General features: G+C 36.0%; 24 protein-coding genes. 22 read left to right on the top strand and 2 right to left on the bottom strand.

The features are described 5' to 3' along the window. Positions 1 to 5: 5 nt before the first annotated feature. The 7 genes from BMY13_RS07685 (at position 6) to BMY13_RS07715 (ending at position 5,867) form a co-directional block, all read left to right on the top strand. Positions 6 to 584: a nicotinate-nucleotide adenylyltransferase gene (locus BMY13_RS07685; protein ID WP_092503715.1), complete on the top strand. Its 579-nt coding sequence runs from the start codon at positions 6 to 8 to the stop codon at positions 582 to 584. Beyond that, entirely contained in the window at positions 562 to 1,134 is a 573-nt protein-coding gene (yqeK, locus tag BMY13_RS07690; RefSeq protein ID WP_092503717.1) for a bis(5'-nucleosyl)-tetraphosphatase (symmetrical) YqeK, read from the top strand. The genes BMY13_RS07685 and yqeK overlap by 23 nt, the downstream gene beginning before the upstream one ends. 4 nt (positions 1,135 to 1,138) lie before the next feature. Further along, positions 1,139 to 1,495, top strand: coding sequence for a ribosome silencing factor (gene rsfS / locus BMY13_RS07695; protein ID WP_092492500.1), 357 nt, complete (start codon positions 1,139 to 1,141; stop codon positions 1,493 to 1,495). A 19-nt stretch (positions 1,496 to 1,514) separates the two neighbouring features. Then, entirely contained in the window at positions 1,515 to 2,255 is a 741-nt protein-coding gene (locus tag BMY13_RS07700) for a class I SAM-dependent DNA methyltransferase (RefSeq protein ID WP_245736058.1), read from the top strand. A 108-nt stretch (positions 2,256 to 2,363) separates the two neighbouring features. Then, entirely contained in the window at positions 2,364 to 2,945 is a 582-nt protein-coding gene (locus BMY13_RS07705; RefSeq protein ID WP_092503721.1) for a helix-hairpin-helix domain-containing protein, read from the top strand. Between the two features lie 69 nt (positions 2,946 to 3,014). Further along, the gene (locus tag BMY13_RS07710; protein WP_092492503.1) at positions 3,015 to 3,578 is read left to right on the top strand and encodes a ComE operon protein 2; all 564 of its coding nucleotides are present in this window, start codon (positions 3,015 to 3,017) and stop codon (positions 3,576 to 3,578) included. A 9-nt stretch (positions 3,579 to 3,587) separates the two neighbouring features. After that, entirely contained in the window at positions 3,588 to 5,867 is a 2,280-nt protein-coding gene (locus BMY13_RS07715; protein ID WP_092503723.1) for a DNA internalization-related competence protein ComEC/Rec2, read from the top strand. Between the two features lie 145 nt (positions 5,868 to 6,012). Here the strand turns inward: BMY13_RS07715 and BMY13_RS07720 are convergent, their stop codons facing one another. After that, on the bottom strand, positions 6,013 to 6,147 hold the full coding sequence (locus BMY13_RS07720) for a YqzM family protein (RefSeq protein ID WP_092492505.1): 135 nt from the start codon (positions 6,145 to 6,147) through the stop codon (positions 6,013 to 6,015). A gap of 499 nt (positions 6,148 to 6,646) precedes the next feature. Between BMY13_RS07720 and holA the strand changes: the two genes are divergently transcribed. Next, positions 6,647 to 7,666 carry a DNA polymerase III subunit delta gene (holA, locus tag BMY13_RS07725; protein ID WP_092503726.1) on the top strand — a complete coding sequence of 340 codons (1,020 nt, stop codon included), beginning with the start codon at positions 6,647 to 6,649 and terminating at the stop codon, positions 7,664 to 7,666. A gap of 66 nt (positions 7,667 to 7,732) precedes the next feature. On the opposite strand, the gene rpsT is transcribed toward holA, so the two are convergent. Next, entirely contained in the window at positions 7,733 to 7,999 is a 267-nt protein-coding gene (gene rpsT, locus BMY13_RS07730; protein ID WP_092492507.1) for a 30S ribosomal protein S20, read from the bottom strand. Positions 8,000 to 8,256: 257 nt separating this feature from the next. On the opposite strand from rpsT, the gene gpr reads away from it, so the two are divergent. The 14 genes from gpr (at position 8,257) to rpsU (ending at position 24,156) form a co-directional block, all read left to right on the top strand. Beyond that, positions 8,257 to 9,351, top strand: coding sequence for a GPR endopeptidase (gpr, locus tag BMY13_RS07735; protein ID WP_092503728.1), 1,095 nt, complete (start codon positions 8,257 to 8,259; stop codon positions 9,349 to 9,351). A gap of 111 nt (positions 9,352 to 9,462) precedes the next feature. Next, on the top strand, positions 9,463 to 10,653 hold the full coding sequence (gene spoIIP / locus BMY13_RS07740; RefSeq protein WP_092503730.1) for a stage II sporulation protein P: 1,191 nt from the start codon (positions 9,463 to 9,465) through the stop codon (positions 10,651 to 10,653). A gap of 12 nt (positions 10,654 to 10,665) precedes the next feature. Further along, positions 10,666 to 10,962, top strand: coding sequence for a hypothetical protein (locus tag BMY13_RS07745; RefSeq protein WP_092503732.1), 297 nt, complete (start codon positions 10,666 to 10,668; stop codon positions 10,960 to 10,962). Positions 10,963 to 11,179: 217 nt separating this feature from the next. Beyond that, positions 11,180 to 12,988: a translation elongation factor 4 gene (gene lepA / locus BMY13_RS07750; protein ID WP_092492511.1), complete on the top strand. Its 1,809-nt coding sequence runs from the start codon at positions 11,180 to 11,182 to the stop codon at positions 12,986 to 12,988. Positions 12,989 to 13,187: 199 nt separating this feature from the next. Then, positions 13,188 to 14,348 carry a radical SAM family heme chaperone HemW gene (gene hemW, locus BMY13_RS07755; RefSeq protein WP_092504195.1) on the top strand — a complete coding sequence of 387 codons (1,161 nt, stop codon included), beginning with the start codon at positions 13,188 to 13,190 and terminating at the stop codon, positions 14,346 to 14,348. A 76-nt stretch (positions 14,349 to 14,424) separates the two neighbouring features. Continuing rightward, positions 14,425 to 15,456, top strand: coding sequence for a heat-inducible transcriptional repressor HrcA (hrcA, locus tag BMY13_RS07760; protein WP_092492512.1), 1,032 nt, complete (start codon positions 14,425 to 14,427; stop codon positions 15,454 to 15,456). Between the two features lie 128 nt (positions 15,457 to 15,584). Then, on the top strand, positions 15,585 to 16,163 hold the full coding sequence (gene grpE, locus BMY13_RS07765) for a nucleotide exchange factor GrpE (RefSeq protein ID WP_092492513.1): 579 nt from the start codon (positions 15,585 to 15,587) through the stop codon (positions 16,161 to 16,163). Positions 16,164 to 16,193: 30 nt separating this feature from the next. Next, positions 16,194 to 18,026, top strand: a complete 1,833-nt coding sequence (gene dnaK / locus BMY13_RS07770; protein ID WP_092492514.1) for a molecular chaperone DnaK — start codon at positions 16,194 to 16,196, stop codon at positions 18,024 to 18,026. Positions 18,027 to 18,169: 143 nt separating this feature from the next. Continuing rightward, positions 18,170 to 19,294: a molecular chaperone DnaJ gene (gene dnaJ / locus BMY13_RS07775; protein ID WP_092492515.1), complete on the top strand. Its 1,125-nt coding sequence runs from the start codon at positions 18,170 to 18,172 to the stop codon at positions 19,292 to 19,294. 438 nt (positions 19,295 to 19,732) lie between these two features. Then, entirely contained in the window at positions 19,733 to 20,674 is a 942-nt protein-coding gene (gene prmA, locus BMY13_RS07780) for a 50S ribosomal protein L11 methyltransferase (RefSeq protein WP_092492516.1), read from the top strand. A 16-nt stretch (positions 20,675 to 20,690) separates the two neighbouring features. Next, positions 20,691 to 21,449 (top strand): 16S rRNA (uracil(1498)-N(3))-methyltransferase, encoded by a 759-nt coding sequence (locus BMY13_RS07785; protein ID WP_092492517.1) that lies wholly within the window; start codon positions 20,691 to 20,693, stop codon positions 21,447 to 21,449. Then, a complete protein-coding gene (gene mtaB / locus BMY13_RS07790) occupies positions 21,449 to 22,801 on the top strand; it encodes a tRNA (N(6)-L-threonylcarbamoyladenosine(37)-C(2))-methylthiotransferase MtaB (protein ID WP_092492518.1) in 1,353 nt (450 codons plus the stop codon). Before BMY13_RS07785 ends, mtaB begins: the two co-directional genes overlap by 1 nt. 87 nt (positions 22,802 to 22,888) lie before the next feature. Next, on the top strand, positions 22,889 to 23,560 hold the full coding sequence (gene deoC, locus BMY13_RS07795) for a deoxyribose-phosphate aldolase (protein WP_175476745.1): 672 nt from the start codon (positions 22,889 to 22,891) through the stop codon (positions 23,558 to 23,560). A gap of 419 nt (positions 23,561 to 23,979) precedes the next feature. Beyond that, positions 23,980 to 24,156, top strand: coding sequence for a 30S ribosomal protein S21 (rpsU, locus tag BMY13_RS07800; protein ID WP_092492519.1), 177 nt, complete (start codon positions 23,980 to 23,982; stop codon positions 24,154 to 24,156). Positions 24,157 to 24,158: the final 2 nt, after the last annotated feature.

A 24,158-nucleotide genomic window follows, 5' to 3' on the forward strand; every position in this document is an offset into this window, starting at 1 on the left:
ATGGAATGAAATATATAGGTATATTGGGCGGTACATTCGATCCGCCACATCTTGGTCATTTGATAATAGCTGAAGAAGTGCGTGTTGCATTAAAGCTTGATGAAGTCTGGTTTATTCCTTCACAAGAGCCGCCACACAAAAAAAAGGCTTTCATTGGGGCAACGCATCGGGTTGAAATGGTGAAAAGAGCAATTGATAGTAACCCGAATTTTAAATTAAGCACGATTGAAGTAGATCGTTTAGGCAAGTCTTTTACGTTTAATACAATGAAATTATTGACTAAAGATAATCCCAACGTTGTATTTCATTTTATTATTGGCGCGGATATGGTAGAGTATTTACCAAATTGGAAAAATATTGATGAATTATTAAACATGGTTAAATTTGTTGGTGTCAAACGCCAGGGATATAAATTAAACAGTGAATATCCAATTATTGAAGTGGATGTCCCACTCATAGAGATATCTTCAACTAAAATAAAAGAGCGATTAACCAATAATAAATCAGTTAGATATAGGCTTCCAGGTTCGGTTGAAGACTATATAAAGGAGAAGCAGTTGTATGAAAAAAGAGGATGCGATTAGTCTTGTGAAACCTTACCTGAAAACGGAGAGGTTTGAACACACATTACGTGTAGCTGAAACTGCGGTGAAACTAGCGAATATGTACAGCGAACCTGTCGATAAGGTGGAACTTGCTGCCATTTTTCATGATTATGCCAAATATTTTTCATTGGAATATATGAAACAGGTGATTAAAAAAGGTGAGTTGCCACAGGATTTACTCGACCATCATCATGAATTATGGCATGGACCAGTAGCTTCAATAATAATAGATCGTGAATTTGGTATATCCGATACTGGTATACAAAGTGCAATTCACTATCATACAACAGGTAAAGCAGATATGAGTCAGATGGATATGATCATCTTTACAGCTGATTATATTGAGCCTGGACGATCATTTCCAGGTGTTGAAGAGGTTCGGGAAATGGCTGAAGTAGACCTGTATCGTGCTACTTGGATGGCGTTACGGAATACAATTCAATTCCTGGTTAGTAAACATGTTCCTGTTTATCCTGACACCTTTTATGCATATAATGACTTAACAAGACGTTTAAACGGAGGTAATTAAATTAATGGATAACAAAGAAATTATACAACTAATTGCAAATGCATGTGATGATAAACGAGCGGAAGATATTGTTGCATTGGATATGCAGGATGTATCGTTAATGACGGACTACTTTCTAATCTGTCATGGAAGTAATGAACGTCAAGTCCAAGCAATTGCGAGGTCGATAAAAGATTCTATGGAAGAAGAGGGTATTATAATTAAGCGGCTGGAAGGCTATGAACAGGCTCGCTGGATTTTAGTCGATTTAGGCGATATTGTATGTCATGTTTTCCATAAGGAAGAGCGCTCATATTATAATTTAGAACGATTATGGGGCGACGCATCAAAAGTTGAAATAAGTGTTGGACACAATGGATAGTCCTAGGAGTTATCAACAAATGTCAACTATATACGATCGATTAATGAATGACGCTCCATATGACCAGTGGCAATCATTTACAATTAATATTATCAGCCAATTAGGGAAAACAGTCGAGACAATAGTTGATTTAGGATGTGGCACAGGCCAGATTACTACAAGGTTGGCTCGCAAAGGATATCATATGACAGGTGTTGATTACTCTAGTGATATGCTGAGCTATGCTGAACAGCGTGCAAGCATGGAAAGGCTTCCTGTACAGTGGATTCATCAGGATTTAAATAATTTAAATGGAATTATAAATCAGGATGTAGCAGTAAGTTACTGTGATGTAATGAATTATGTAACGCAAGAGGACGAGCTGCGAACTGTTTTTCAAAATGTAGCGGATTCATTGAAAATAGGTGGACTGTTTATTTTTGATGTTCACTCCCTTTTTCACGTTGAGCATAACATGGTAAATCAGACGTTTGGGGAAGTAAATGATGATGTTTCATATATCTGGTTTTGTTCGGAGGGTGAAGAACAAGGAGAAATGTATCACGACTTAACATTCTTTGTATCTGACCAGGAGAAGTATTCCCGGTTTGATGAATTTCACCATCAACGTACATATTCAATTGATTTTTATGCAAGGTTATTAAACGACGCAGGATGTGAAATAAAGCATCTATCTGGTGATTTTTCGTTAAAAAATGAAAATATTAATGCAGAATCCGAAAGAATCTTTATAGTAGCTGAAAAACGGTCGGACAAATAATTTCCGATCGTTTCATTTTGAAAGAGGATTATTAAAAAGAATGTCGAATAGATAATTATAGACCCTTCAAATATCCCCTAAATATACCTCAAAGGAAGTGACTTCAAATTGCTTGAACTCCTCAAAAAAAATATATTTTTGATTGTCATTGTTATAGCTATTAGTGGTTTTTTGTTATTTAATAATGATGATATTGATGAAAAAGCACCCCAATTAAATTCTGTATCTACCTCTACCGAGATATTGAAAGAAGAAATTCCAGACCAGCCTTCAACAGTTATTGTTGACGTAAAAGGCGAAGTTCTGCAGCCAGGAGTTTATGAAATAGATTCACAATTTCGTGTTGATGACGTAATTCAGTTAGCTGGTGGCTTTACCAAAAGTGCAGATCAGACAATGGTTAATCTTGCTCTAAAAGTTCAAGATGAAATGATCATAGTTATTCCAAAAACAGGGGAAACTTCAACAGCTAACGAACAGAATGTGAGTGGAAACGGCAAGGTAAGGATAAATTATGCTACTAAAGCAGAAATCGAGGGTTTAAATGGAATAGGACCATCGAAGGCACAGGCCATCCTGCAGTATCGCGAAGAAAATGGATTTTTTAAAACAATTGATGATCTGCTACTGGTTTCAGGGATTGGTCAGAAGACGCTTGAAAATCTGAAGGATGATGTACAAATTCCATAGGATTGTTGACCAAAATAATAGAGTAATTGTAAACTGAAAAAATAATATTATATAAAGGTGGTTTTTATGATGGAAAGGATAACATGGGATCAATATTATATGGCACAAAGTCATTTATTGGCACTTAGAAGTACATGTACTAGGCTTATGGTTGGTGCAACAATTGTACGGGAAAAGCGAATTATAGCAGGGGGATACAATGGAAGTGTTTCCGGAAGTGTTCATTGTATTGATGAAGGCTGTTATGTTATAGATGGCCATTGTGTACGTACAGTACATGCAGAGGCTAATGCTTTATTACAATGTGCCAAATTTGGAGTTCCAACAGAAGGTGCTGAGATGTACGTAACACACTTCCCGTGCTTGCAGTGCTGCAAACAGATTATCCAGAGCGGGATTAAAACCATATATTATGCTGAAGATTATAAAAACCATCCATATGCTATTGAGCTATTTGAGGATGCTGGGGTGCAAACCAAAAAGGTTGAATTGACATATTTAGCAGTGGATACGCAATATCAGGAAAAAGAAGCATACATAAATAATCTGCTTCAGGAACTTAGATCACAAACGAATAACAAGCCAAAATATGATGCGTTAAAAATAGAAGCCCATAATTTATTTGATTTATAAGGAGCTGACATGAAAGGGTATTGGTATGTTCCGGCATTAGGAATTGTCAGCAGTGCGTTATCCATCATCTACCATAGCAATTGGTTTATACTGGTATTTTTTATCTGGCTGCTTGTTTTGTACTATGATAAACGGCTAGGGAAGTTAATTACTCTTACTTCTATAGCCCTTTCCATCTTTTTCTACTTTTATATCCCCAATTTAGAAACAATCCTCCATAAAGAAGTAACTAATACATCTTATGAAACTGACGTAGCAGGACGAATAGCTAGTCCCATTAATGAATCATCTTCAAAAATTGATTTTGAATTGGAAGAGTATACTTCAAACAAAAAATTACTTATTGTTTACTATAAAAATAAGCAGGAGATAAAACATAATTTGAAATTTGGAGCCACTTGTAATATTGAGGGTACTCCAGAATTACCTAGTCAAAGAAGAAATCCAGGTCAATTTGATTATCAGCATTTTTTGTTGTCAAAAGGAATTACACATGAAGTGGTAATTAACTCATTAGATAGTATTAATTGCAGCGGTTCATCAACTCTAAATAAAATTCATACTATTCGATCAAGCGTAATAAGTTATACATCGGATAAGCTTAGTCCACAGACGTCAATATGGTTAAATGCACTTGTATTAGGAGATGATTCTCAACTACCTGAAGAGACTATTGAATTATTTCAGCGTTGGAATTTGTCACATTTGTTAGCCATATCCGGACTTCACGTTGGATTGATAGTTGGATTACTATATTTCCTGCTTATTAAGCTTAATATCCTAACAAAGGAAAAAGCACAGTGGGTGATAATCTTCTTTTTACCATTGTACGCTTTAATCGCTGGTGGAGAGCCGTCGGTTTGGCGGGCAAGTTCAATGGTATTACTATTTCTGTTAATAAATAAAGTGCGGTATAAATTCAGCGTAACTGATGTACTCAGTATTGTGTTTATCCTGCAGATTTTAATGGATAAATATATTATCTACAGCATTGGATTTCAATTATCCTTTAGTGTCACTATGGGGCTGCTTTTGTCAAAAAGGTGGTTAGCGCAAACAAATGTATCCTTCTTCTCGATTCTTAAAATAAGTTTTCTTGCCCAGATGGTAATATTACCACTTCAGTTATTATACTTTTCCACTTTTCAGCCACTTTCCATTTTATTGAATGTCATAGTTGTCCCTTATTTCTCGTTCTTTGTAATTCCAATTATGTTCCTACTGCTACCACTGTCTTTATTTGCGGGAATTCTATTACCGTACATTGAGATACTTTTTAACCGTATCCATGAACATTTCATATCGTTTATATATTTTGTGGATCAATTTGCATACTATCCATGGGTTATAGGATCGTTTTCGCTTGGTAGTACTATAGTTTATTACTCGATCTTGCTTATATTTCTGAAAAAACTGGAACTTGCAAAGCTAAAACAGTCTTTTTTATATGGATGTTTTCTGAGTCTGGTAATCATGGCTATTTCTCTAAGGCCGTATTTTTCTCCAGTTGGATCTGTAACGATGCTTGACATTGGCCAGGGAGATGCAATGGTTGTTGAACTTCCCTACCGAAAAGGTATTATTTTAATCGATGCAGGAGCAAGAATGTCTTTTGAAGATGGCCAGACTACACCAGGTGTTTATAAGCAAATTTTAAAACCATACTTATTTTCCAGGGGCATTCGGGAGATAGATGCACTGTTCATTTCACATGAAGATAGTGACCATATGGGGAGCTTACCGTTTATGTTAGATAATGTTGACGTTAATAAGGTAATTGTTAGTGAGTACTATGAATTTGACGATCAATTAACCCGTCTATTAGTTAAAACAGAAACACAAGTTGAACGATTTAAAACAGATAATGAAATAGTGGTTGGGGAACAGGATTTTTACGTGATTTCGCCAAATCAGGATAAACAAAACACAAATGAAAATTCACTCGTACTATATACAGCTCTTGGAGGAAAGTCCTGGCTTTTTACGGGTGACATTGGAAGGGAAACAGAAAAAGAAATTATTGCTTTATATCCTAACTTAAAAGTTGACGTATTAAAGGTCGCGCATCATGGCAGTAATTCCTCAACAGATAAGGATTTTCTTAAACAAATTAAGCCTACATATGCACTAATATCTGTAGGCTTAAATAATAGTTATGGGCATCCGCACAACGAAGTAATTAAAACGCTTGAAGAGAAGAACTTGGTAATATTCAGAACCGATAAGCACGGTGCAATACAGTATTATTTTAAAGACGATGATGGAACATTTTTTACGCATTTCCCATAGGCTGTAAATGTACACAAAAAGAGACTGCATAATGTCAGTCTCTTTCTTAGCAGTTAATACTTTCTTACTGCATAAGTGCAACTAAGGCTTTCGCCATTAAGGCTTGGCGAAAAGTCAAGTTTTCTAAGCATTCATTTAATTACTATTAAGAACCAGCTACACTAATTACTGCACCTATGGTAAAAATTAGGACAAAGAAAAGAAATGAGAATCCAAAACCTTTAATTGAATCTACAACATCATTATTTTTTGACTGTACGTCCTTTTCAAATTCGTTCACATCTACCCCTCCTATACAGACTCAAGTATAAAATAAATACATAAAAAAATCTACTTTTGACCTAAAAAATTCACACAAAAATAAAAGTCACCATATTTAGTAAGAGTTAACATCTATACTTTTGATTTTAAAGGTAATTCTATAACTAAACAAACATCGTTTAAAATACAGTTTCTAGGGCTGAATTTTAAGCGTTTATATAGATTGCGGAGGGGAATTATTATTGATTCCCCTCTTTCCTTTTCATCTTGGATTTATTTGTATGGTTTGTTGCTTTTTAATCTTCGCGGTAATAAATTGCGTCACTGAAGAACCGTGTATTTCGAAGTGGTATGTTAAGGTATTGTTTATAGATTTATGGCATTCACTACAAGACCGAGCAAGTGCCAAGTTTTTTAATCAACAGCGACAATCAAATAGAAACAGCCTTCTTAAAAAAATCCTTGCTATTCCGTGGGATACGTTTTACGATTATTTATATCGTATTGGAGTGATTAGTATGGCATACTCGGAGGTATTACAGCAAGTAAAAAAAAAGCAAATAAAGCCAGTATATTTATTATATGGAACAGAATCTTATTTCATACAAAATATTACAAAGTACATAACAAAAGCAGTATTACCAGATGAAAGCAATGATAACTTATCCACATATGATCTGGAAGAGACATCAATCCAAGAAGTAATCGCTGACGCTGAAACCTATCCATTTTTTGGAGAAAAAAAGCTAATAATCGCCAGTAACGCTACATTTTTGAAAGCTAAGCCAGATAAGTTGTCTTTTGAACATGATCTGGAAGTATTAAGTCATTACTTAACAAATCCTGTAGAATATTCAGTAATCGTATTAATAGCACCGTATGAAAAGATTGACGAACGAAAAAAAGTAAGTAAAGCACTTAAGAAAAATGGAGTTGTTGCAGCTTGTAACCCAATAAAGGATTATGAACTGAAGAGTTGGATTACAAATCTTGCAGGAAGCTTGAAAATAACAATTGAAGAAGATGCATATGAAATGCTCGAGACAGAGCTCTCAACTGACCTGCATTTGTTACGAAATGAATTAACCAAACTCGCATTGTATGTTGGAGAAGGCGGGGTCGTTACCAAAGAAATCGCTGTAAATCTAATATCACATACCGCGAGCAACTCTTCTTTGCTTCTGGTAGATGCCGTAATTGAACACAACTTATTTAAAGCTATTTCCATTTACAAAGATTTAGAAAAGATGAAAGAAGAACCAATTGGGTTGATTGCTTTACTGGCCTTTCAATTTCGGACCATATTACGAGTTAAACTTTTAAAGCAAAAAGGGTACAGTCAGGCACAAATGCAAAAACAGCTTTCTACTCATCCATATGTAATAAAAATCGCAATGAGCAGGGAAAGTAAGTTTACTGTTGGCAGATTACAGGATATCATTGTGAAATTAACAGAAGCTGATGCAAATATAAAGCAAGGGAAAATGGAGAAAGAACTTGCTTTTGAGCTACTATTACATGATTTAGTACAGCCATAAAGACAAGATATATCACTAAAATAAACAAAAAAACGATCCTTTAAAAGGGATCGTTTTGTTTGTTTATTATGCGCTTAGCTCATTTACCTTTTTACTTAAGCGAGATTTTTGGCGATCACCGTTATTTTGATGAATTACACCTTTTTGTACAGCTTTATCAATTTTCTTGATTGTAGTTTCTAATGCAGTTTTTGCACTTTCAACATCTTTATTCTCAACCAATTTTTCAACACGTTTAATTTGTGAACGCATATCTGATTTATATTGCAAGTTTTGTTCATGTTTTGTTTTATTTGTTTCTACACGTTTAACTGCAGATTTAATATTAGCCATTGTTTCACCTCCTAATTAAACACCATATCGTTACATTATTAGAAAACTTGGCATACGCCAAGCCTTAATGGCGAGTGCCTTAGTTGCACTTATGCAGTAAGAAAGGATTTATACTTTCTTAACTGCTAACAAATGACATTCTACCAAACGAACTTAACCTTTTCAATAGGTTTATTTCGCTCTCGTATGTTTTTTATTGAAATAGTTAAGCCTATATATAGGGAAATAGCCTAAAAAATTAAAAAGGGGTTTCGGTAATGAAAGATATTGAAAAGGAATATCAAGTAAGAACAGATCTTGCTGTAGAAGCAAAGGATATGTATGTGGATAAAGAGGATGAACAAAAGCAGTTAAAAGGAGTTACGGTTAAAGAACGACAAGAAGATAATATAACTATATCTTATGTCGAGGTAGATGCTGAAGGCGAAAAGCTGATTGGCAAAAAACCAGGATCATATGTCACAATCTATGCTGATGGCGTTAAGAAGCAGGATACGAAGCGACAGGAGTCAGCTGCAAAGATATTTGCAGGCGAGTTAGAACAATTGCTCAAGAAAAATGAAGTTCCGCTGGATGGCAACGGTCTAATAGTAGGACTAGGAAATTGGAATGTAACTCCAGATGCACTTGGGCCAATGACGGTTGATAAAATTATGGTAACAAGCCATTTGTTTCAATTGGAACATGAATCAGTATCGGAAGGTTATCGACCTGTTGCAGCAGTCACTCCTGGTGTAATGGGAGTAACTGGAATGGAAACAAGTGATATCATTTTTGGTATTGTAGAGAAATTTAATCCTGACTTTGTTATTGCAGTTGATGCATTAGCATCAAGGTCGATTGAACGTGTGAATGAAACAATCCAACTTTCTGATACAGGAATTCACCCAGGGTCTGGTGTAGGAAATAAACGGAAAGAGCTTAGTCAGGAAACATTGGGAATTCCCGTTTTTGCAGTAGGAGTTCCAACAGTTGTTGATGCAGTGACGATTACGAGTGATACTATCGATTTTATCTTAAAGCACTTTGGAAGGGAATGGAAAGAAAAAGAGAACCCTTCCAAATCGTTAGCGCCTGCTTCATTGTCTTTTGGGAACAAAGAATTTACAGAAGAAGACTTACCAGATGAAGAAAAACGTGAAACCTTTCTTGGAATAGTAGGTAATTTAACAGAAGAAGAAAAGAAGTCATTAATTAAAGAAGTGCTTACACCAATAGGTCATAATCTAATGGTAACTCCTAAAGAAGTAGATGGATTTATGAAGGATATGGCAACTTTAATTGCAACTGGCTTAAACGCAGCTCTTCATGAAAAAATAACTGTAGAAAACTTCGCTTCTTATACAAGATAATGACTCTTGTATATCTCTATCATTTTTAAAAATTTTAAAAGAATTTGTTCTATCTCCTGAAGTTATTTCATAGATTTTACCATTGAGGATTACTTCAGAAGGGGTGGAACCATGTATCTTGGGAACAAACAAAATAATGGGAAGAAAAAAGTATTTAATCATTTCTATAAAAAAAGCGGCGTTTACTTTATATGTTTGATTGTTTTATTCGTTGTTATAGGATTTTTAACTACAGTAGCGCCAGCATATCGTTTCTCTTCCCATACTATTACAACTTGGACTAGTGACCTTGATAGTTCCACCTTTCTCTATCTTATGGGAATGGAGAATAGAGCATTTAAAGAAGCATATCCAGAAGATAAGGCTTTACCAAACTTATCAAGCGTCGTATTTCAAATGGCTACAAGTATTAAACCAAATGATACACGAAGTTTACTCGGGCAGGAGTTACCAGGGTTCTCTACCTTTGAAAACGAAATAATTATTGCTGGTGAAGGAACCAATTACACCAACTTACCAGTCGAATCCGCACCACCTCTTGATGAAATTTTGAAAGATAGAGAAGCAGTTGTTGATGATTCAACTGAATCTGAAGAACCAAAAAAAGAACCAGATACAGATACAGATAAAGAGCAGTTAGACACCGGCGATAAGGATGTAGTATTTATTTACAATACACATAATAGAGAATCTTTTTTGCCACATTTGCCTGATGTTAATGACCCTGATTTAGCACAACATGGTGAAGTGAATATTACCAAGGTCAGCGATAGGCTTTCTAAGTCGTTAGAAACAGATGGAATAGGTACGACCGTTGATGATACAGATATTATGGAAATATTAAACAATAATGGATGGAAGTATGGTCAATCTTATTCGGCGTCAAGAAAAATTGTACAAGAAGCCTTTACATCTAATGATGATATACAATATGTCTTTGATTTACATCGTGACTCTCAAAGAAGGGATAAAACAACAAAAGTCATAAATGGAAAACCATATGCGAAAATTGCCTTTGTTGTTGGGGCAGAACATGCATCTCATGAAAAAAATCTAGCTTTTGCAACGAAACTTCACAATTTGATTGAAGAAAAATACCCCGGACTCAGCAGGGGGGTAATTAAGAAAAAAGGTCCTAGAAGTAATGGTATATATAACCAGGATCTATCTCAAAATTCGCTTGTAGTAGAATTCGGAGGGGTCGACAATAATCTAGATGAATTATATCGCACAGCAGATGCCGTTGCGGAGGTATTTAGCGAGTTATACTGGAATGCTGAAAAGGTAAATAAAAATCAGTAGGAGGAAATTATTATGCGCTCTCTAGTTGTTTTGTTATTACTCGCACTATTCTTTCTAGTTGGTATAGTAGTAGGATTAGATCGTGGAGAAAGTGCAACTGACCCAATGACTGAAAATACGGTGAGAACGGAGGAAGTGGAAGAAAAACAGGTTGTGGTAGTAGAACAAACAACTAGTGAAAATATAATGACAGCAGAAGCTCCAGTGCAATTCACTCAGAAGATAGCCAAATTTTTGGAAGCTAGTGTACAAGGATTTTATGAAATAATTGTCGAAGTCATTTATCAAATCGTTCAAGTATTTTTTTAAGTAGTTAAGGTACTTCCATACTGTATAAGTGCAACTAAGTCTTTCACCATTAAGGCTTAGTGATAAGCTAAGTTTTTTTATATGATTTTTATTGCTCACTCCTTTAGTCCTTGAATGTATGCAATGCAGTTGCTATAATCAATGCTAGTAATTGACGTCTTAAATTTGCGCTTTTATTGGTAAAACGGTAAAAGTCAAGTAGGAGTGAGCATCACTTATGGTGAAGAAACAAGATAATGTACGTAATTTTTCGATTATAGCACATATTGATCACGGAAAATCAACGTTGGCTGATCGGATTCTAGAAAATACAAAAGCACTTACGCAGCGGGAAATGAAAGAACAATTTCTTGATGCGATGGACTTAGAAAGGGAACGTGGTATAACAATAAAATTAAACGCTGTGCAGCTTCATTATGAAAATAAAACTGGTGAAGATTACACATTTCATTTAATAGATACGCCTGGACATGTCGATTTTACATATGAAGTATCGAGAAGTCTCGCGGCATGTGAAGGTGCAATATTGGTAGTTGATGCGGCACAGGGAATCGAAGCCCAGACATTAGCGAATGTGTACCTTGCGTTGGATAACGAATTGGAAATTATACCCGTTATTAATAAAATAGATCTTCCAAATGCTGATCCTGAACGTGTTGCACAAGAGCTGGAAGATGTTATCGGTATTGATAAAGACGATGTTATTTTAGCTTCTGCGAAAGATAATATTGGAGTTGATGAAATCCTGAATCGGATTGTTACAGATATACCTGCTCCTTCCGGTGATCCAGACTCCCCTTTAAAGGCACTTATTTTTGATTCGCTGTATGATCCTTATCGCGGTGTTATCGCTTATGTATGTATTAAAGATGGTTCCGTAAAGATTGGCGACAAAATTAAAATGATGGCAACTGAAAAGGAGTTTGAAGTTAATGAAATTGGTGTCTTTACACCAAAACCAGTAGCAAAAGATGAATTAACTGTTGGAGATGTAGGGTTTCTTACTGCGTCTATTAAAAATGTGGGTGATACGCAGGTTGGTGATACTGTAACACATTCCAATAACCAGGCTGAAACACCACTACCTGGGTACCGCAGGTTAAATCCTATGGTATTTTGCGGATTATTCCCGATCGATTCTAATAAATATAATGATTTACGTGAAGCCCTAGAACGATTAGAGTTAAACGACTCATCATTACAATATGAAGCAGAAACATCACAGGCACTAGGATTTGGATTTCGTTGTGGATTTCTTGGTTTGTTACATATGGAAATCATTCAGGAAAGGATCGAACGTGAGTTTAATATCGATCTAATTACAACAGCACCAAGTGTAATATACGAGGTAGAGCAGACTGATGACACAACAATTGTAGTGGATAACCCATCCATTATGCCAGACCCTCAAATTGTTAAAGAAATTCATGAACCATTCGTAAAGGCGACCATCATGGTTCCGAATGATTATGTTGGGCCTGTGATGGAAATCGCCCAAAAAAAGCGTGGACAATTTATCGATATGGAATATTTGGATGATGTACGTGTGAACGTTGTTTATCAAATTCCTCTTTCTGAAATTGTGTACGACTTCTTTGATCAATTAAAATCTCACACAAAAGGTTATGCCTCTTTTGATTATGATTTAATTGGCTACCGTCCATCAAACCTTGTTAAGATGGATATATGGTTAAATGGCGAAACGATTGACGCATTATCGTTTATCGTTCATCGTGATTTTGCTTATGAACGAGGGAAACTGATTGTTGATAAATTGAAGGACCTTATTCCAAGACAGCAATTTGAAGTGCCTGTCCAGGCGGCAATCGGAAATAAAATTGTCGCACGTTCCACTATTAAAGCAATGCGCAAAAATGTTTTGTCCAAATGTTATGGCGGAGACATAACACGTAAACGTAAATTATTGGAAAAACAAAAAGAAGGAAAAAAACGTATGAAAATGGTAGGATCGGTTGAAGTTCCGCAAGAAGCGTTTATGGCTGTTTTACAAATGGATGATGATTAATTAATTTATTAAGGGAGAACTTAAGGCATTCCTGCTTGTAGTTCATCCCTTTTCTTAGCAGTTAAGAAAGTAAGTGCAACTTAGGCTTTCGCCATTATAGCTTGCACTCCAAACTATGAGGGGTTCTAAAAAAGCAAAATACGCTTTTGTAAGAATCCCTTTTATGAGTAACCAAGTTTTCTAAGCATTGGAGAGGATAATTGTGGTTAAATCCGTTTATATTCATATACCATTTTGTCAGCAGATTTGTCATTATTGTGATTTCACAAAGTTTTTCTACAATGAGAAATTAGCTACAGAATATATAGAGGCACTTTCAAATGAAATAAACACAAATGTTAATGGTACGAAGAACAAGGTAAATACAATATTTATTGGTGGAGGCACCCCTACTTCATTAAACATGGAACAGTTGCGTTCTTTAATGCAAATTATTGATAATAAGTTTGACGTTGAAAATTGTAAAGAATTTACGATTGAATCAAATCCTGGTGATTTTGACAAAGAGAAAATTAAACTGTTAAGGAGCTATGGTGTTAACAGGATTTCTTTAGGTGTGCAAGTATTTGACGATGCGATGCTGGAAGAATTAGGGCGACTGCATACGGTGAAAGACGTATATAGTACCATTAATCAATTACAGCAACACGGTTTTTATAATATTAGTATTGATCTTATATACGCACTGCCGAATCAGACAGTTGAACAATTTAAACAGTCTTTGGATGAAGCAGTATCATTCGGGTTACCTCATTACTCAACATACGCATTACAAATTGAACCCAAAACTGTCTTTTATCAGCGGCATAAAAAAGGCAAACTGCACCGTCCTCCGGAAGAGTCGGAAGTACAAATGTATGAAATTTTGAAAAATACAATGCACCTAGAAGGTGTAAATCACTATGAAATAAGTAACTTTGCAAAAACCGGTTACGAAAGTCAACACAATCTCACCTATTGGAATAATGAATATTATTACGGGTTTGGAGCTGGAGCTCATGGATATCTCGCTGGTAAACGGACAGGAAATATCAGACCTTTACCCGCTTATGTAAAAGAAGCTATGAAAACAGGGAAGCCGATATTGAATACGGAAGAAATTAGTATTAAAGAAATGGTTGAAGAAGAAATGTTCCTTGGCTTACGTAAAACGAAAGGTATTAATAAGAATCATTTTCATAAGAAATTTGGCTTTTCATATGAGACAATCTACAAGCATGCAGTTTCTTCCTTAATCCAAAAAGGATGGCTTGCTGAGAATGCTAGTAACATTTATCTAACCGACCAAGGTATGTTATTTGGTAATGAGGTATTCGAGCAATTTTTATTAGAAGAAAAAGATTTAATGCATGTACGTTGACAAAAAAATAAGGATTTGATAATTTATTATTAGCATTAGCACTCGAGTGGATGGAGTGCTAACAGAGGTGATCATCATGTTAACAGAAAGACAATTACTGATATTACAAGTCATAATTGATGATTTCATTGAGTCAGCACAACCAATAGGTTCACGTGCTATATCTAAAAAAGGTGATATAGCTATTAGTTCCGCCACCATTCGGAATGTAATGGCTGATTTGGAAGAGATGGGGTTTTTGGAAAAAACGCACTCATCCTCTGGTCGTATTCCTTCTGAAAAGGGGTATCGTTACTATGTCGACCACCTCGTCTCACCACAAGTAACAGAAGGTGATAAAAAGCTAATTAATAACGTTATACAAGATGGTTTTTTCGAATTTGAACAGATTGTTCAAAAGTCTGCTCAAATACTTTCTGATATTACTAATTACACATCAATAATATTAGGACCAGAAGTATTTGAGACAAAATTAAAACAATTGCAGATTGTCACATTATCATCGCAAACTGCTGTTGCAATCTTAGTTACTAATACGGGACACGTGGAACATCGTTCATTTTCTATTCCAAAGGAAATAAGCACGTCAGATTTGGAAAAAATGGTGAATATTCTCAATGACCGGTTGTATGGTGTGCCAATTGTAAGGTTACCTGAAAAGTTAAATACTGAAATTGTACATCTTATGAATAAGTACATTACAGATTTTGAAAAATCGTATGATTATTTGAAAGCTGCCTTTTTTAATGAAAATCCTGTTAAATTATATTTTGGTGGCAAAACAAACATTTTAATGCAGCCCGAGTTTAAGGATATTGATAAAATTCGGTCTTTTTATTCCATGATGGAAAAGGAAGATGAAATAGCCAACCTGCTAAAAGATACTACGAATGGTATCAAAGTGAGTATAGGCCATGAGAACAAAGTGGATGCTATCAAAGATCTAAGCCTAATCACGGCTACGTATCAATTAAATGAAGATCAAATGGGTACAATAGCTCTACTAGGTCCTACCCGTATGGAGTATAAGCGGGTTGTTAATCTACTGAACACTTTATCACATGAAATGTCAGATGCATTATACATGTGGTACAAAAATAACGAGTGAAGTAAGACTCTGCAGGGATACCGAATTTATAGAAGACTTTTCCCATTTCTTTATGTATATTTGTTTATTTATAAAGCTATTCGTGATATATTCTAACATGGCAATTTTATAAGAGGAGGTGGCAGTAAATGGAAGAACAGAATAGGGATACAACGCAAACAACTGAGAAAGATGAGGAAAATATTACTGAAGTAATCGACAATACTGAACAAGATGGAGAGCAGCAAATGGGCTCTGATGAAAGCAAGATGGAAAGCCTAAAAGCAGAAGTAGACCAACTCAAACAGGAGAAAGATGAACTTCATCAGCGAGTGCTTCGAACACAAGCAGAATTTGATAACTTCAAAAAACGTTCGCAAAAAGAAAAAGAAGCAGAACGTAAATATAAAGCCGAAGACATCGTAAATGAATTACTTCCGGCAATTGACAATTTTGAGCGAGCATTACAGGCAGATGTAAATGATGCTAGTGAAGGATTTGTTGATGGTATATCGATGGTTTACCGACAATTAAAAGACGCATTAAAAGCACATGGTGTTGAAGAAATAGAATGTGTAGGCGAAACATTTGACCCAACTGTACATCATGCCGTTATGCAAGTAGAAGAAGAAGATACAGAATCTAATACAGTTACGGAAGAGTTGCAAAAAGGTTATATGTTAAAAGATAAAGTTATTCGACCAGCAATGGTTAAAGTAAATAAGTAAATGGATAAGTAGTGAAGGAGGAAGTTTATCATGAGTAAAATAATTGGAATTGATTTAGGTACAACAAATTCATGTGTATCAGTAATGGAAGGTGGAGAAGCGGTAGTTATTCCGAATCCGGAAGGTAACCGTACTACACCATCAGTAGTAGCATTTAAAAATGGCGAACGTCAAGTTGGGGAAGTAGCAAAACGTCAAGCAATTACAAACCCTAATACAATTCAATCAATTAAACGTCATATGGGTACAGATTATAAAGTGAAAATTGAAGATAAAGAGTATACACCACAGGAAGTTTCAGCAATTATCTTGCAGCACATCAAATCCTATGCAGAAGATTACTTAGGTGAAGAAGTAGAAAAAGCTGTTATCACTGTTCCTGCATACTTTAATGATGCAGAACGCCAAGCAACAAAAGATGCTGGTAAAATCGCTGGTTTGGAAGTTGAACGTATTATCAACGAACCTACAGCTGCAGCATTAGCATACGGAATTGACAAAGAAGATCAGGATCAAACAATTCTTGTATATGACTTAGGTGGAGGAACATTTGACGTGTCCATCCTAGATATTGGTGATGGTACTTTTGAAGTTGTTTCAACAGCTGGCGATAATCGCTTAGGCGGGGATGACTTTGACGAAGTTATCATTGACCACATGGTTAAAGAATTCAAAAAAGAGAATGGTATTGACCTTTCACAGGATAAAATGGCTAGACAACGCTTGAAAGATGCAGCGGAAAAAGCCAAAAAAGACTTATCAGGCGTATCACAAACTCAAATTTCACTTCCATTTATCACTGCAGGTGATGCTGGTCCATTGCATATGGAAATGAACTTGACTCGTGCTAAATTCGATGAACTGTCCTCTGATTTGGTTGAGCGTACAATGAAACCAACTCGTAAAGCATTGAAAGACGCTGATTTATCAGCTGGTAAGATTAATAAAGTAATTCTTGTTGGTGGGTCAACACGGATTCCAGCAGTACAGGATGCAATTAAGCGTGAAATTGGTAGTGAACCTTCTAAAGGTGTAAACCCTGATGAAGTTGTTGCACTAGGTGCTGCAATTCAAGGTGGCGTGCTTCAAGGTGATGTAAAAGATGTTGTATTGTTGGACGTTACACCTCTTTCACTTGGTATTGAAACAATGGGCTCAGTAACTACTAAGCTAATTGAGCGAAATACAACAATTCCAACAAGTGAGTCACAAGTATTCTCAACCGCTGCAGACAATCAAACAGCTGTAGATATTCATGTGCTTCAAGGTGAACGTGAAATGGCAGCAGATAATAAAACATTAGGACGTTTCCAATTAACAGATATTCCACCAGCACCAAGAGGTGTACCTCAAATCGAAGTGTCATTTGATATTGATGCTAATGGAATTGTAAATGTTCGTGCGAAAGACAAGGGAACAAACAAAGAGCAGTCCATTACAATTAAATCTTCTTCAGGTTTATCAGATGAAGAGGTTGAACAAATGGTTAAAGATGCAGAAGAGAATGCAGAGGAAGATAAGAAACGTCGTGAAGAAATAGAATTGCGTAATGAAGCAGAACAGCTTATCTTTACCACTGATAAAACAATTAAGGACCTTGGTGAAAAAGTATCTGACGAAGAAAAACAAAATGCTGAAGATGCTAAGGAAGAACTGCAAAAAGCAATTGATGCAGATGATATTGAACAAATAAAAGAAAAGAAAGAAACATTACAAGAACAAGTACAACAGCTTTCTGTTAAGTTATATGAACAAATGCAGCAAGATGCGGAAGCAGAACAGGGTCAGGAAGAAGGACAAGGTTCTGAAGATGTAGAAGATGCTGATTACAAAGAAGTTGACGACGAAGAAAATAACAAATAATTAAGCTGAATCAATTGATTAAAGTCAAAGTCAGGAGTCTCTTGGCTTTGACTTTTTACTCTTTTAATAGTTTATTTGCTATAAAGGAGTAATTGATGATAAGATAAAATTTATGCAATAGTGTCCGGGAGAGTGATTTACAAGTGAGTAAGCGAGATTATTATGAAATACTTGGAGTCGAAAAAGGTGCTTCAAAAGATGAAATAAAAAAGGCATATCGTAAAATGGCAAGACAGTACCATCCAGATGTGAATAGTGAAGAAGATTCTGCAGAAAAGTTTAAAGAAGCAAAAGAGGCATATGAAGTATTAAGTAATGACCAAAAACGTCAACAATATGATCAATTTGGTCATGCAGGCGCACAAGGCCAAGGATTTGGTGGCTTTGGAGGCGGAGCACAGGACTTCGGTGGCTTTGGTGATATTTTCGATATGTTCTTTGGCGGTGGCGGTCGCAGACGTGATCCAAATGCCCCGCAACAAGGTGCTGATTTACAGTATTCTATGATTTTAGAATTTGAAGAAGCTATCTTTGGTAAGGAAACAGATGTAAGTATACCAAAGGAAGAAGAGTGTGAAACGTGTGACGGATCAGGTGCTAAGCCTGGTACAAAGACAAAAACATGTTCACATTGTGAGGGATCGGGCCAATTAAATACGGAACAAAACACTCCATTTGGCCGTGTTGTTAACCGTCGTGTGTGTCATCATTGTAATGGTACAGGGAGGATTATTCCTGAAAAATGTAATACATGTGGCGGAACAGGGAAGGAAAGAAAGCAAGATAAAATCCATATCTCAATCCCTGCAGGAATTGATGAAGGACAGCAAATTCGTGTCTCTGGCAAAGGTGAAGCAGGTGTTAACGGTGGACCACCAGGGGATTTGTATGTTGTGATTCAAGTGAAATCACACGATTTCTTTGAGCGTGAAGGTGATCATATATTCTGTGAGTTACCTGTAACCTTCGTTCAAGCAGCACTTGGTGATGAAATAGAAGTACCAACCGTACATGGTAATGTTATGCTGAAAATAACTGCCGGAACACAAACAGGCAAAGTCTTTCGACTGAAGGGCAAAGGAGCCCCAAATGTTCGTGGAACTGGTCACGGTGATCAACATGTACAGGTACGAGTAATTACACCAAATAAATTAACAGATCGTCAAAAGGAACTGTTGCGTGAATTTAATGATATTAGTGGAAACGAAGCAACGGATGAACAAGAAAGTTCCTTTTTCCAACGGTTTAAGAACGCATTTAAAAGCTAGACTATTTCTAAATGATTGTTGAACTTTTTCTAAAAACTGCGATATAGTGAAAATTTTTTTAGACTTATCTCTAGTTCTAAAGATGGTAGAGTGCTTCGACTCGTTCCGGCAGAATACTTAGCTTTCCATGGGCACGACCTCAGCCTCCTTGTGACGCTAAAAACGCTTCTTCCGGGGTATTCCGAACGTGCTGTTCCCATAGGAGTCTACGTATTCTGCCTCCACCGATTAAGATTTTTGATTAGAGGCTGAAATGTTTCACATGGCTAAGAAGTCACTGTGAAGGCAAGTATTTTTCCACATTATGTCGCAGTTTATATCAACTTCGAATATTTTAAAGAAACAAAACTTATGAAAAGAGTCAAGAATTAAGAGCGGTGTTACAGCAACACCGCTTACATAAAAGATTTAACTTTTTAAAGAAATGAGTGGATTGATTTGAAATGGTCAGAAATATGCATTCATACGACTAATGAAGCTATTGAACCAATTTCTAATATTCTACATGAAACCGGATCCAGTGGTGTTGTTATTGAAGACCCGCTTGATTTGACTGCTGAACGTGATGATTTTTTTGGTGAGATATATGAATTAAATGTGGATGAATACCCAGAAGAGGGCGTCTATATAAAAGCATACTTACCAGTAAATAGTTTTTTGGGTGAAACAGTTAATGAAATTAAGCAGGCTATTAACAATTTAATGCTTTACGATATTAATTTAGGCAGAAACCAAATAACCTTAAGCGAAATACATGAAGAAGAATGGGCAACAGCATGGAAAAAATACTATAAACCAGTTAAAATCTCAAAAAAGATTACGATTATTCCAACTTGGGAAGACTATGAGGCTGTATCGAGTGATGAAGTGATTATCGAGCTTGATCCAGGTATGGCGTTTGGTACTGGAACACATCCAACAACAGTTTTAAGTATTCAAGGTATAGAACGGTATATAGAAGAAAATGATAATGTAATAGATGTGGGCTGTGGTTCTGGAGTATTAAGTATTGCTGCAGGCTTATTGGGCGCCAAGGAAGTTTATGCATTTGATTTGGATGAAATAGCAGTGAAGAGCACCAAATTGAATGCTAAGCTGAATAAGGTAGATAAAAAAATTGTCACGAAACAGAATAACCTTCTTGATCGTGTGAGTATGAAAGCAGATATGATTGTTTCCAATATTTTAGCTGAGATAATCGTCAGGTTTGTGGAGGATGCATGGCATAATCTGAAAACGAACGGTATATTTATTACATCCGGCATTATCCAAGCAAAGAAACAAATGGTGGTTGATAAATTGAACCAACAGGGTTTTCGAATTTTGGAAATAAATGAAATGGAAGATTGGGTTTCTATAATAGCTAGAAAGAATCAATAGAAAAGTGGTGCTTAGCTTGCAACGCTATTTTGTTCCTGAAACTAATTGGGGAAAAGATGAAGTTATTATTAATGCAGATGATGCACATCATATAAATCGAGTGATGAGATTACAGGCCGGAGACAAAATCATATGTAATCACCCAGATGGTATAGCAGCAATATGTGAAATCACTTCATCAGGTAATGATGGTGTCCAGTTGGTTATAATGGAATGGTTGGAAGAGTCCTCTGAACTACCAATTGAAGTTACAATCGCTCAAGGATTACCTAAAAGTGATAAGTTTGAATTGGTATTACAAAAAGGTACAGAACTTGGTGCAACTGCATTCACACCGATACAAGCAGAACGTTCTATAGTAGTTTGGGATGATAAAAAAGCCGAAAAGAAATTTAAACGATATTCAAAAATTGTCAAAGAAGCAAGTGAACAAAGTCACCGAACCAAAATACCACAAATTAATGATGTAACAACCATAGAAAAGTTAATTGAAGAAAGTTCTAATTATGATAAAAAATTGTTTGCATATGAAGAAGAAGCAAAAACTTCAGAATTTCAATCATTTGGAACGATAATAAGTGAAATGGATTCTGGGAATCGAGTGTTAGTTTGTATCGGCCCAGAAGGTGGTTTCTCAGAAAAAGAGGCAGATCAATTAAAGCAGCATGGTTTTACTTCCGTTCGGTTAGGCCCACGTATATTACGGACTGAAACTGCTTCTCTATATGTGTTAGCGAGTATTTCTTACCAATTTGAAGAATTGAGGTGCAGATAATGCCGACAGTAGCATTTCACACTTTAGGATGCAAAGTGAATCATTATGAGACTGAAGGAATTTGGAACATGTTTAAAGATAACGGTTATGAACGTGTCGATTTTAATCATCAGTCTGATGTATATGTAATAAATACATGTACAGTGACAAACACAGGGGATAAAAAAAGCAGACAAGTAATCAGAAGAGCTGTCCGCAAAAACCCTGAAGCAGTTATTTGTGTAACAGGCTGCTATGCCCAAACCTCTCCAGGTGAGATAATGGAGATACCGGGTGTTGACGTTATTGTCGGGACACAAAACAGAAAACAAATGATTAACTACATTGAAGAACACCAAAAAACACGCGAACCGATTAATGGTGTAACAAATATAATGAAAAACCGTGTATTTGAGGAGATGGATGTACCTGAATTTACTGATCGTACACGCGCTTCACTAAAAATTCAAGAAGGATGCAACAATTTCTGTACGTTCTGTATTATTCCTTGGTCAAGAGGATTGTTACGGTCCAGAGACCCTGGAAATGTAGTATCACAAGCTCAGAATTTAGTTGACGCAGGGTATAAGGAAATTGTTTTAACCGGTATCCATACTGCAGGATATGGGGAAGATATGAATGATTATAACTTTGCAAAACTACTTCATGAATTAGAAACGAATGTTGAGGGACTGAAACGGATTCGTATCTCATCTATCGAGGCAAGCCAAATTACAGATGAAGTAATCGATGTACTTGATAAATCAACTAAAATTGTACGCCATTTGCACATTCCATTGCAATCAGGGTCTGATACTGTATTAAATCGTATGCGGAGAAAGTATTCTAGCGCATTTTATAAACAGAAGGTAGACAAGATTCGAAATGCTCTACCTGGCTTGGCAATCACATCAGATGTAATCGTTGGCTTTCCGGGGGAAACGGATGAAGAGTTTATGGAAACTTACAACTTTATTAAAGATGTTGGCTATTCAGAACTGCACGTCTTTCCGTTTTCGAGACGGACGGGTACACCTGCGGCACGCATGAAAGATCAAGTTGATGAGGACGTAAAAAATGATCGTGTACATCAAATGATTGAACTTTCAAACCAATTAGCAAAAGAGTATGCTTCAGACTATGAAAATGAAGTGCTGGAAGTTATACCGGAAGAACGTGTATCTGAAGAAAATACAGACTATTTGGTTGGCTATACAGATAATTATTTAAAAGTGCGTTTCAAAGGTACACAGGATTTAATTGGAAAAATCGTTCGTATAAAGATAAATAAATCCGGCTATCCGTATAACGAAGGTACATTTGTCCGTGTTATGGAGAGTGCCACAAACTCAAATATTAAAGCCACTTCTTAAATCGAACACTCATGTTTTATAAATCATTATGCAAGATAAATAGGATTTAATTTAGTAGGTACAACCATATATGAAAGGAAGAGATACATGAATATGGATTTAGCAAAATATATTGATCACACCCAATTAAAGCCAGATACAAAAAAAGAGAAGATTGCCCAGATTGTAAAAGAAGCAAGTGAAAACGGTTTTGCTTCGGTTTGTGTTAATCCGTATTGGGTACCTTTTTGTTACGAGAATTTAAAGAATACTGAAGTTAAAGTGTGTACTGTTATTGGCTTCCCATTAGGAGCTACATCTACAGAAACAAAAGTGTTTGAAACAAAGCAAGCTATTAAAGATGGGGCAACAGAAGTGGATATGGTTATTAACGTTGGGGAATTAAAGTCGAACAATGATGAAGCAGTTAAAAATGATATTAAATCTGTAGTTGAAGCTGCAGAAGGGAATGCGCTAACAAAGGTTATTATTGAGACTTCATTGTTGACCGATGATGAAAAAGTACGAGCTTGCCAATTTGCTAAACAGGCTGGAGCAGATTTTGTGAAAACTTCCACAGGATTTTCTGGTGGTGGTGCATCTGCTCATGATATTAAGCTTATGCGTGAAGCAGTTGGAAGCGAAATGGGCGTTAAGGCGTCAGGCGGTATTCGTGATCTTGAATCCACAAAAGCCATGATCGATGCGGGTGCCACTAGGATTGGTGCTAGTGCAGGTGTTGATATAATTGCTGGAAATAAAGGGGCAGATAATTATTAGAAAACGTAGCATATCGATAAAGTTTTTTTTATGAAAGCGTGATTTTGCTTTATTAGAACTCTATCTACTTTGTAGTACAGCTTAATGGTGCAAGCCTTAGTTTCACTTAGGCTGTAAGAAAGTATTTTATTACTTTGTAAAAAAAAAGACATTTTTAAACAGCTATGAAGTTAATTGGGATATCTAATGTAATATCACTTATTCAGGTTAATTTTCAGTCTGCCTTTTTTTCATAGTAGATGGTGGCGCGGACTCGGCTGCCATATTGGTTTCTTAACTGTTTATTATAAATTTATATGTATATAAGTACTATTTTTAAGTTGACCTGTAAGTGGGGTTATATTATAATTGGCAGAGACATGAGATATTATCCATGTCTGTACATTTTTGTTTTTTGCTTCGGAGGGAGGGAAATTAGCATGTCAAATACAACTCGCATTCGTAAAAACGAGAACCTTGAGGATGCTCTTCGTCGCTTTAAGCGTAGTGTGTCAAAAAGTGGTACACTACAGGAATATCGTAAGCGTGAACACTATGAAAAGCCTAGCGTTAAACGCAAGAAGAAGTCTGAAGCTGCTAGAAAGCGTAAATTCTAAAG

Origin of the sequence: Virgibacillus subterraneus (genome assembly GCF_900110695.1) — a bacterium.
Classification (GTDB): domain Bacteria; phylum Bacillota; class Bacilli; order Bacillales; family Amphibacillaceae; genus Lentibacillus; species Lentibacillus subterraneus.

Excerpts from the sequence above, each read along its gene's own strand:
- BMY13_RS07685 (WP_092503715.1), top strand. The coding sequence starts at position 6 with ATGAAATATATAGGTATATTGGGCGGTACATTCGATCCGCCACATCTT.
- yqeK (WP_092503717.1), top strand. The coding sequence starts at position 562 with ATGAAAAAAGAGGATGCGATTAGTCTTGTGAAACCTTACCTGAAAACG.
- rsfS (WP_092492500.1), top strand. The coding sequence starts at position 1,139 with ATGGATAACAAAGAAATTATACAACTAATTGCAAATGCATGTGATGAT.
- BMY13_RS07700 (WP_245736058.1), top strand. The coding sequence starts at position 1,515 with ATGTCAACTATATACGATCGATTAATGAATGACGCTCCATATGACCAG.
- BMY13_RS07710 (WP_092492503.1), top strand. The coding sequence starts at position 3,015 with ATGGAAAGGATAACATGGGATCAATATTATATGGCACAAAGTCATTTA.
- BMY13_RS07715 (WP_092503723.1), top strand. The coding sequence starts at position 3,588 with ATGAAAGGGTATTGGTATGTTCCGGCATTAGGAATTGTCAGCAGTGCG.
- holA (WP_092503726.1), top strand. The coding sequence starts at position 6,647 with ATGGCATACTCGGAGGTATTACAGCAAGTAAAAAAAAAGCAAATAAAG.
- rpsT (WP_092492507.1), bottom strand. The coding sequence starts at position 7,999 with ATGGCTAATATTAAATCTGCAGTTAAACGTGTAGAAACAAATAAAACA.
- gpr (WP_092503728.1), top strand. The coding sequence starts at position 8,257 with ATGAAAGATATTGAAAAGGAATATCAAGTAAGAACAGATCTTGCTGTA.
- spoIIP (WP_092503730.1), top strand. The coding sequence starts at position 9,463 with ATGTATCTTGGGAACAAACAAAATAATGGGAAGAAAAAAGTATTTAAT.
- BMY13_RS07745 (WP_092503732.1), top strand. The coding sequence starts at position 10,666 with ATGCGCTCTCTAGTTGTTTTGTTATTACTCGCACTATTCTTTCTAGTT.
- lepA (WP_092492511.1), top strand. The coding sequence starts at position 11,180 with ATGGTGAAGAAACAAGATAATGTACGTAATTTTTCGATTATAGCACAT.
- hrcA (WP_092492512.1), top strand. The coding sequence starts at position 14,425 with ATGTTAACAGAAAGACAATTACTGATATTACAAGTCATAATTGATGAT.
- grpE (WP_092492513.1), top strand. The coding sequence starts at position 15,585 with ATGGAAGAACAGAATAGGGATACAACGCAAACAACTGAGAAAGATGAG.
- dnaK (WP_092492514.1), top strand. The coding sequence starts at position 16,194 with ATGAGTAAAATAATTGGAATTGATTTAGGTACAACAAATTCATGTGTA.
- mtaB (WP_092492518.1), top strand. The coding sequence starts at position 21,449 with ATGCCGACAGTAGCATTTCACACTTTAGGATGCAAAGTGAATCATTAT.
- deoC (WP_175476745.1), top strand. The coding sequence starts at position 22,889 with ATGAATATGGATTTAGCAAAATATATTGATCACACCCAATTAAAGCCA.
- rpsU (WP_092492519.1), top strand. The coding sequence starts at position 23,980 with ATGTCAAATACAACTCGCATTCGTAAAAACGAGAACCTTGAGGATGCT.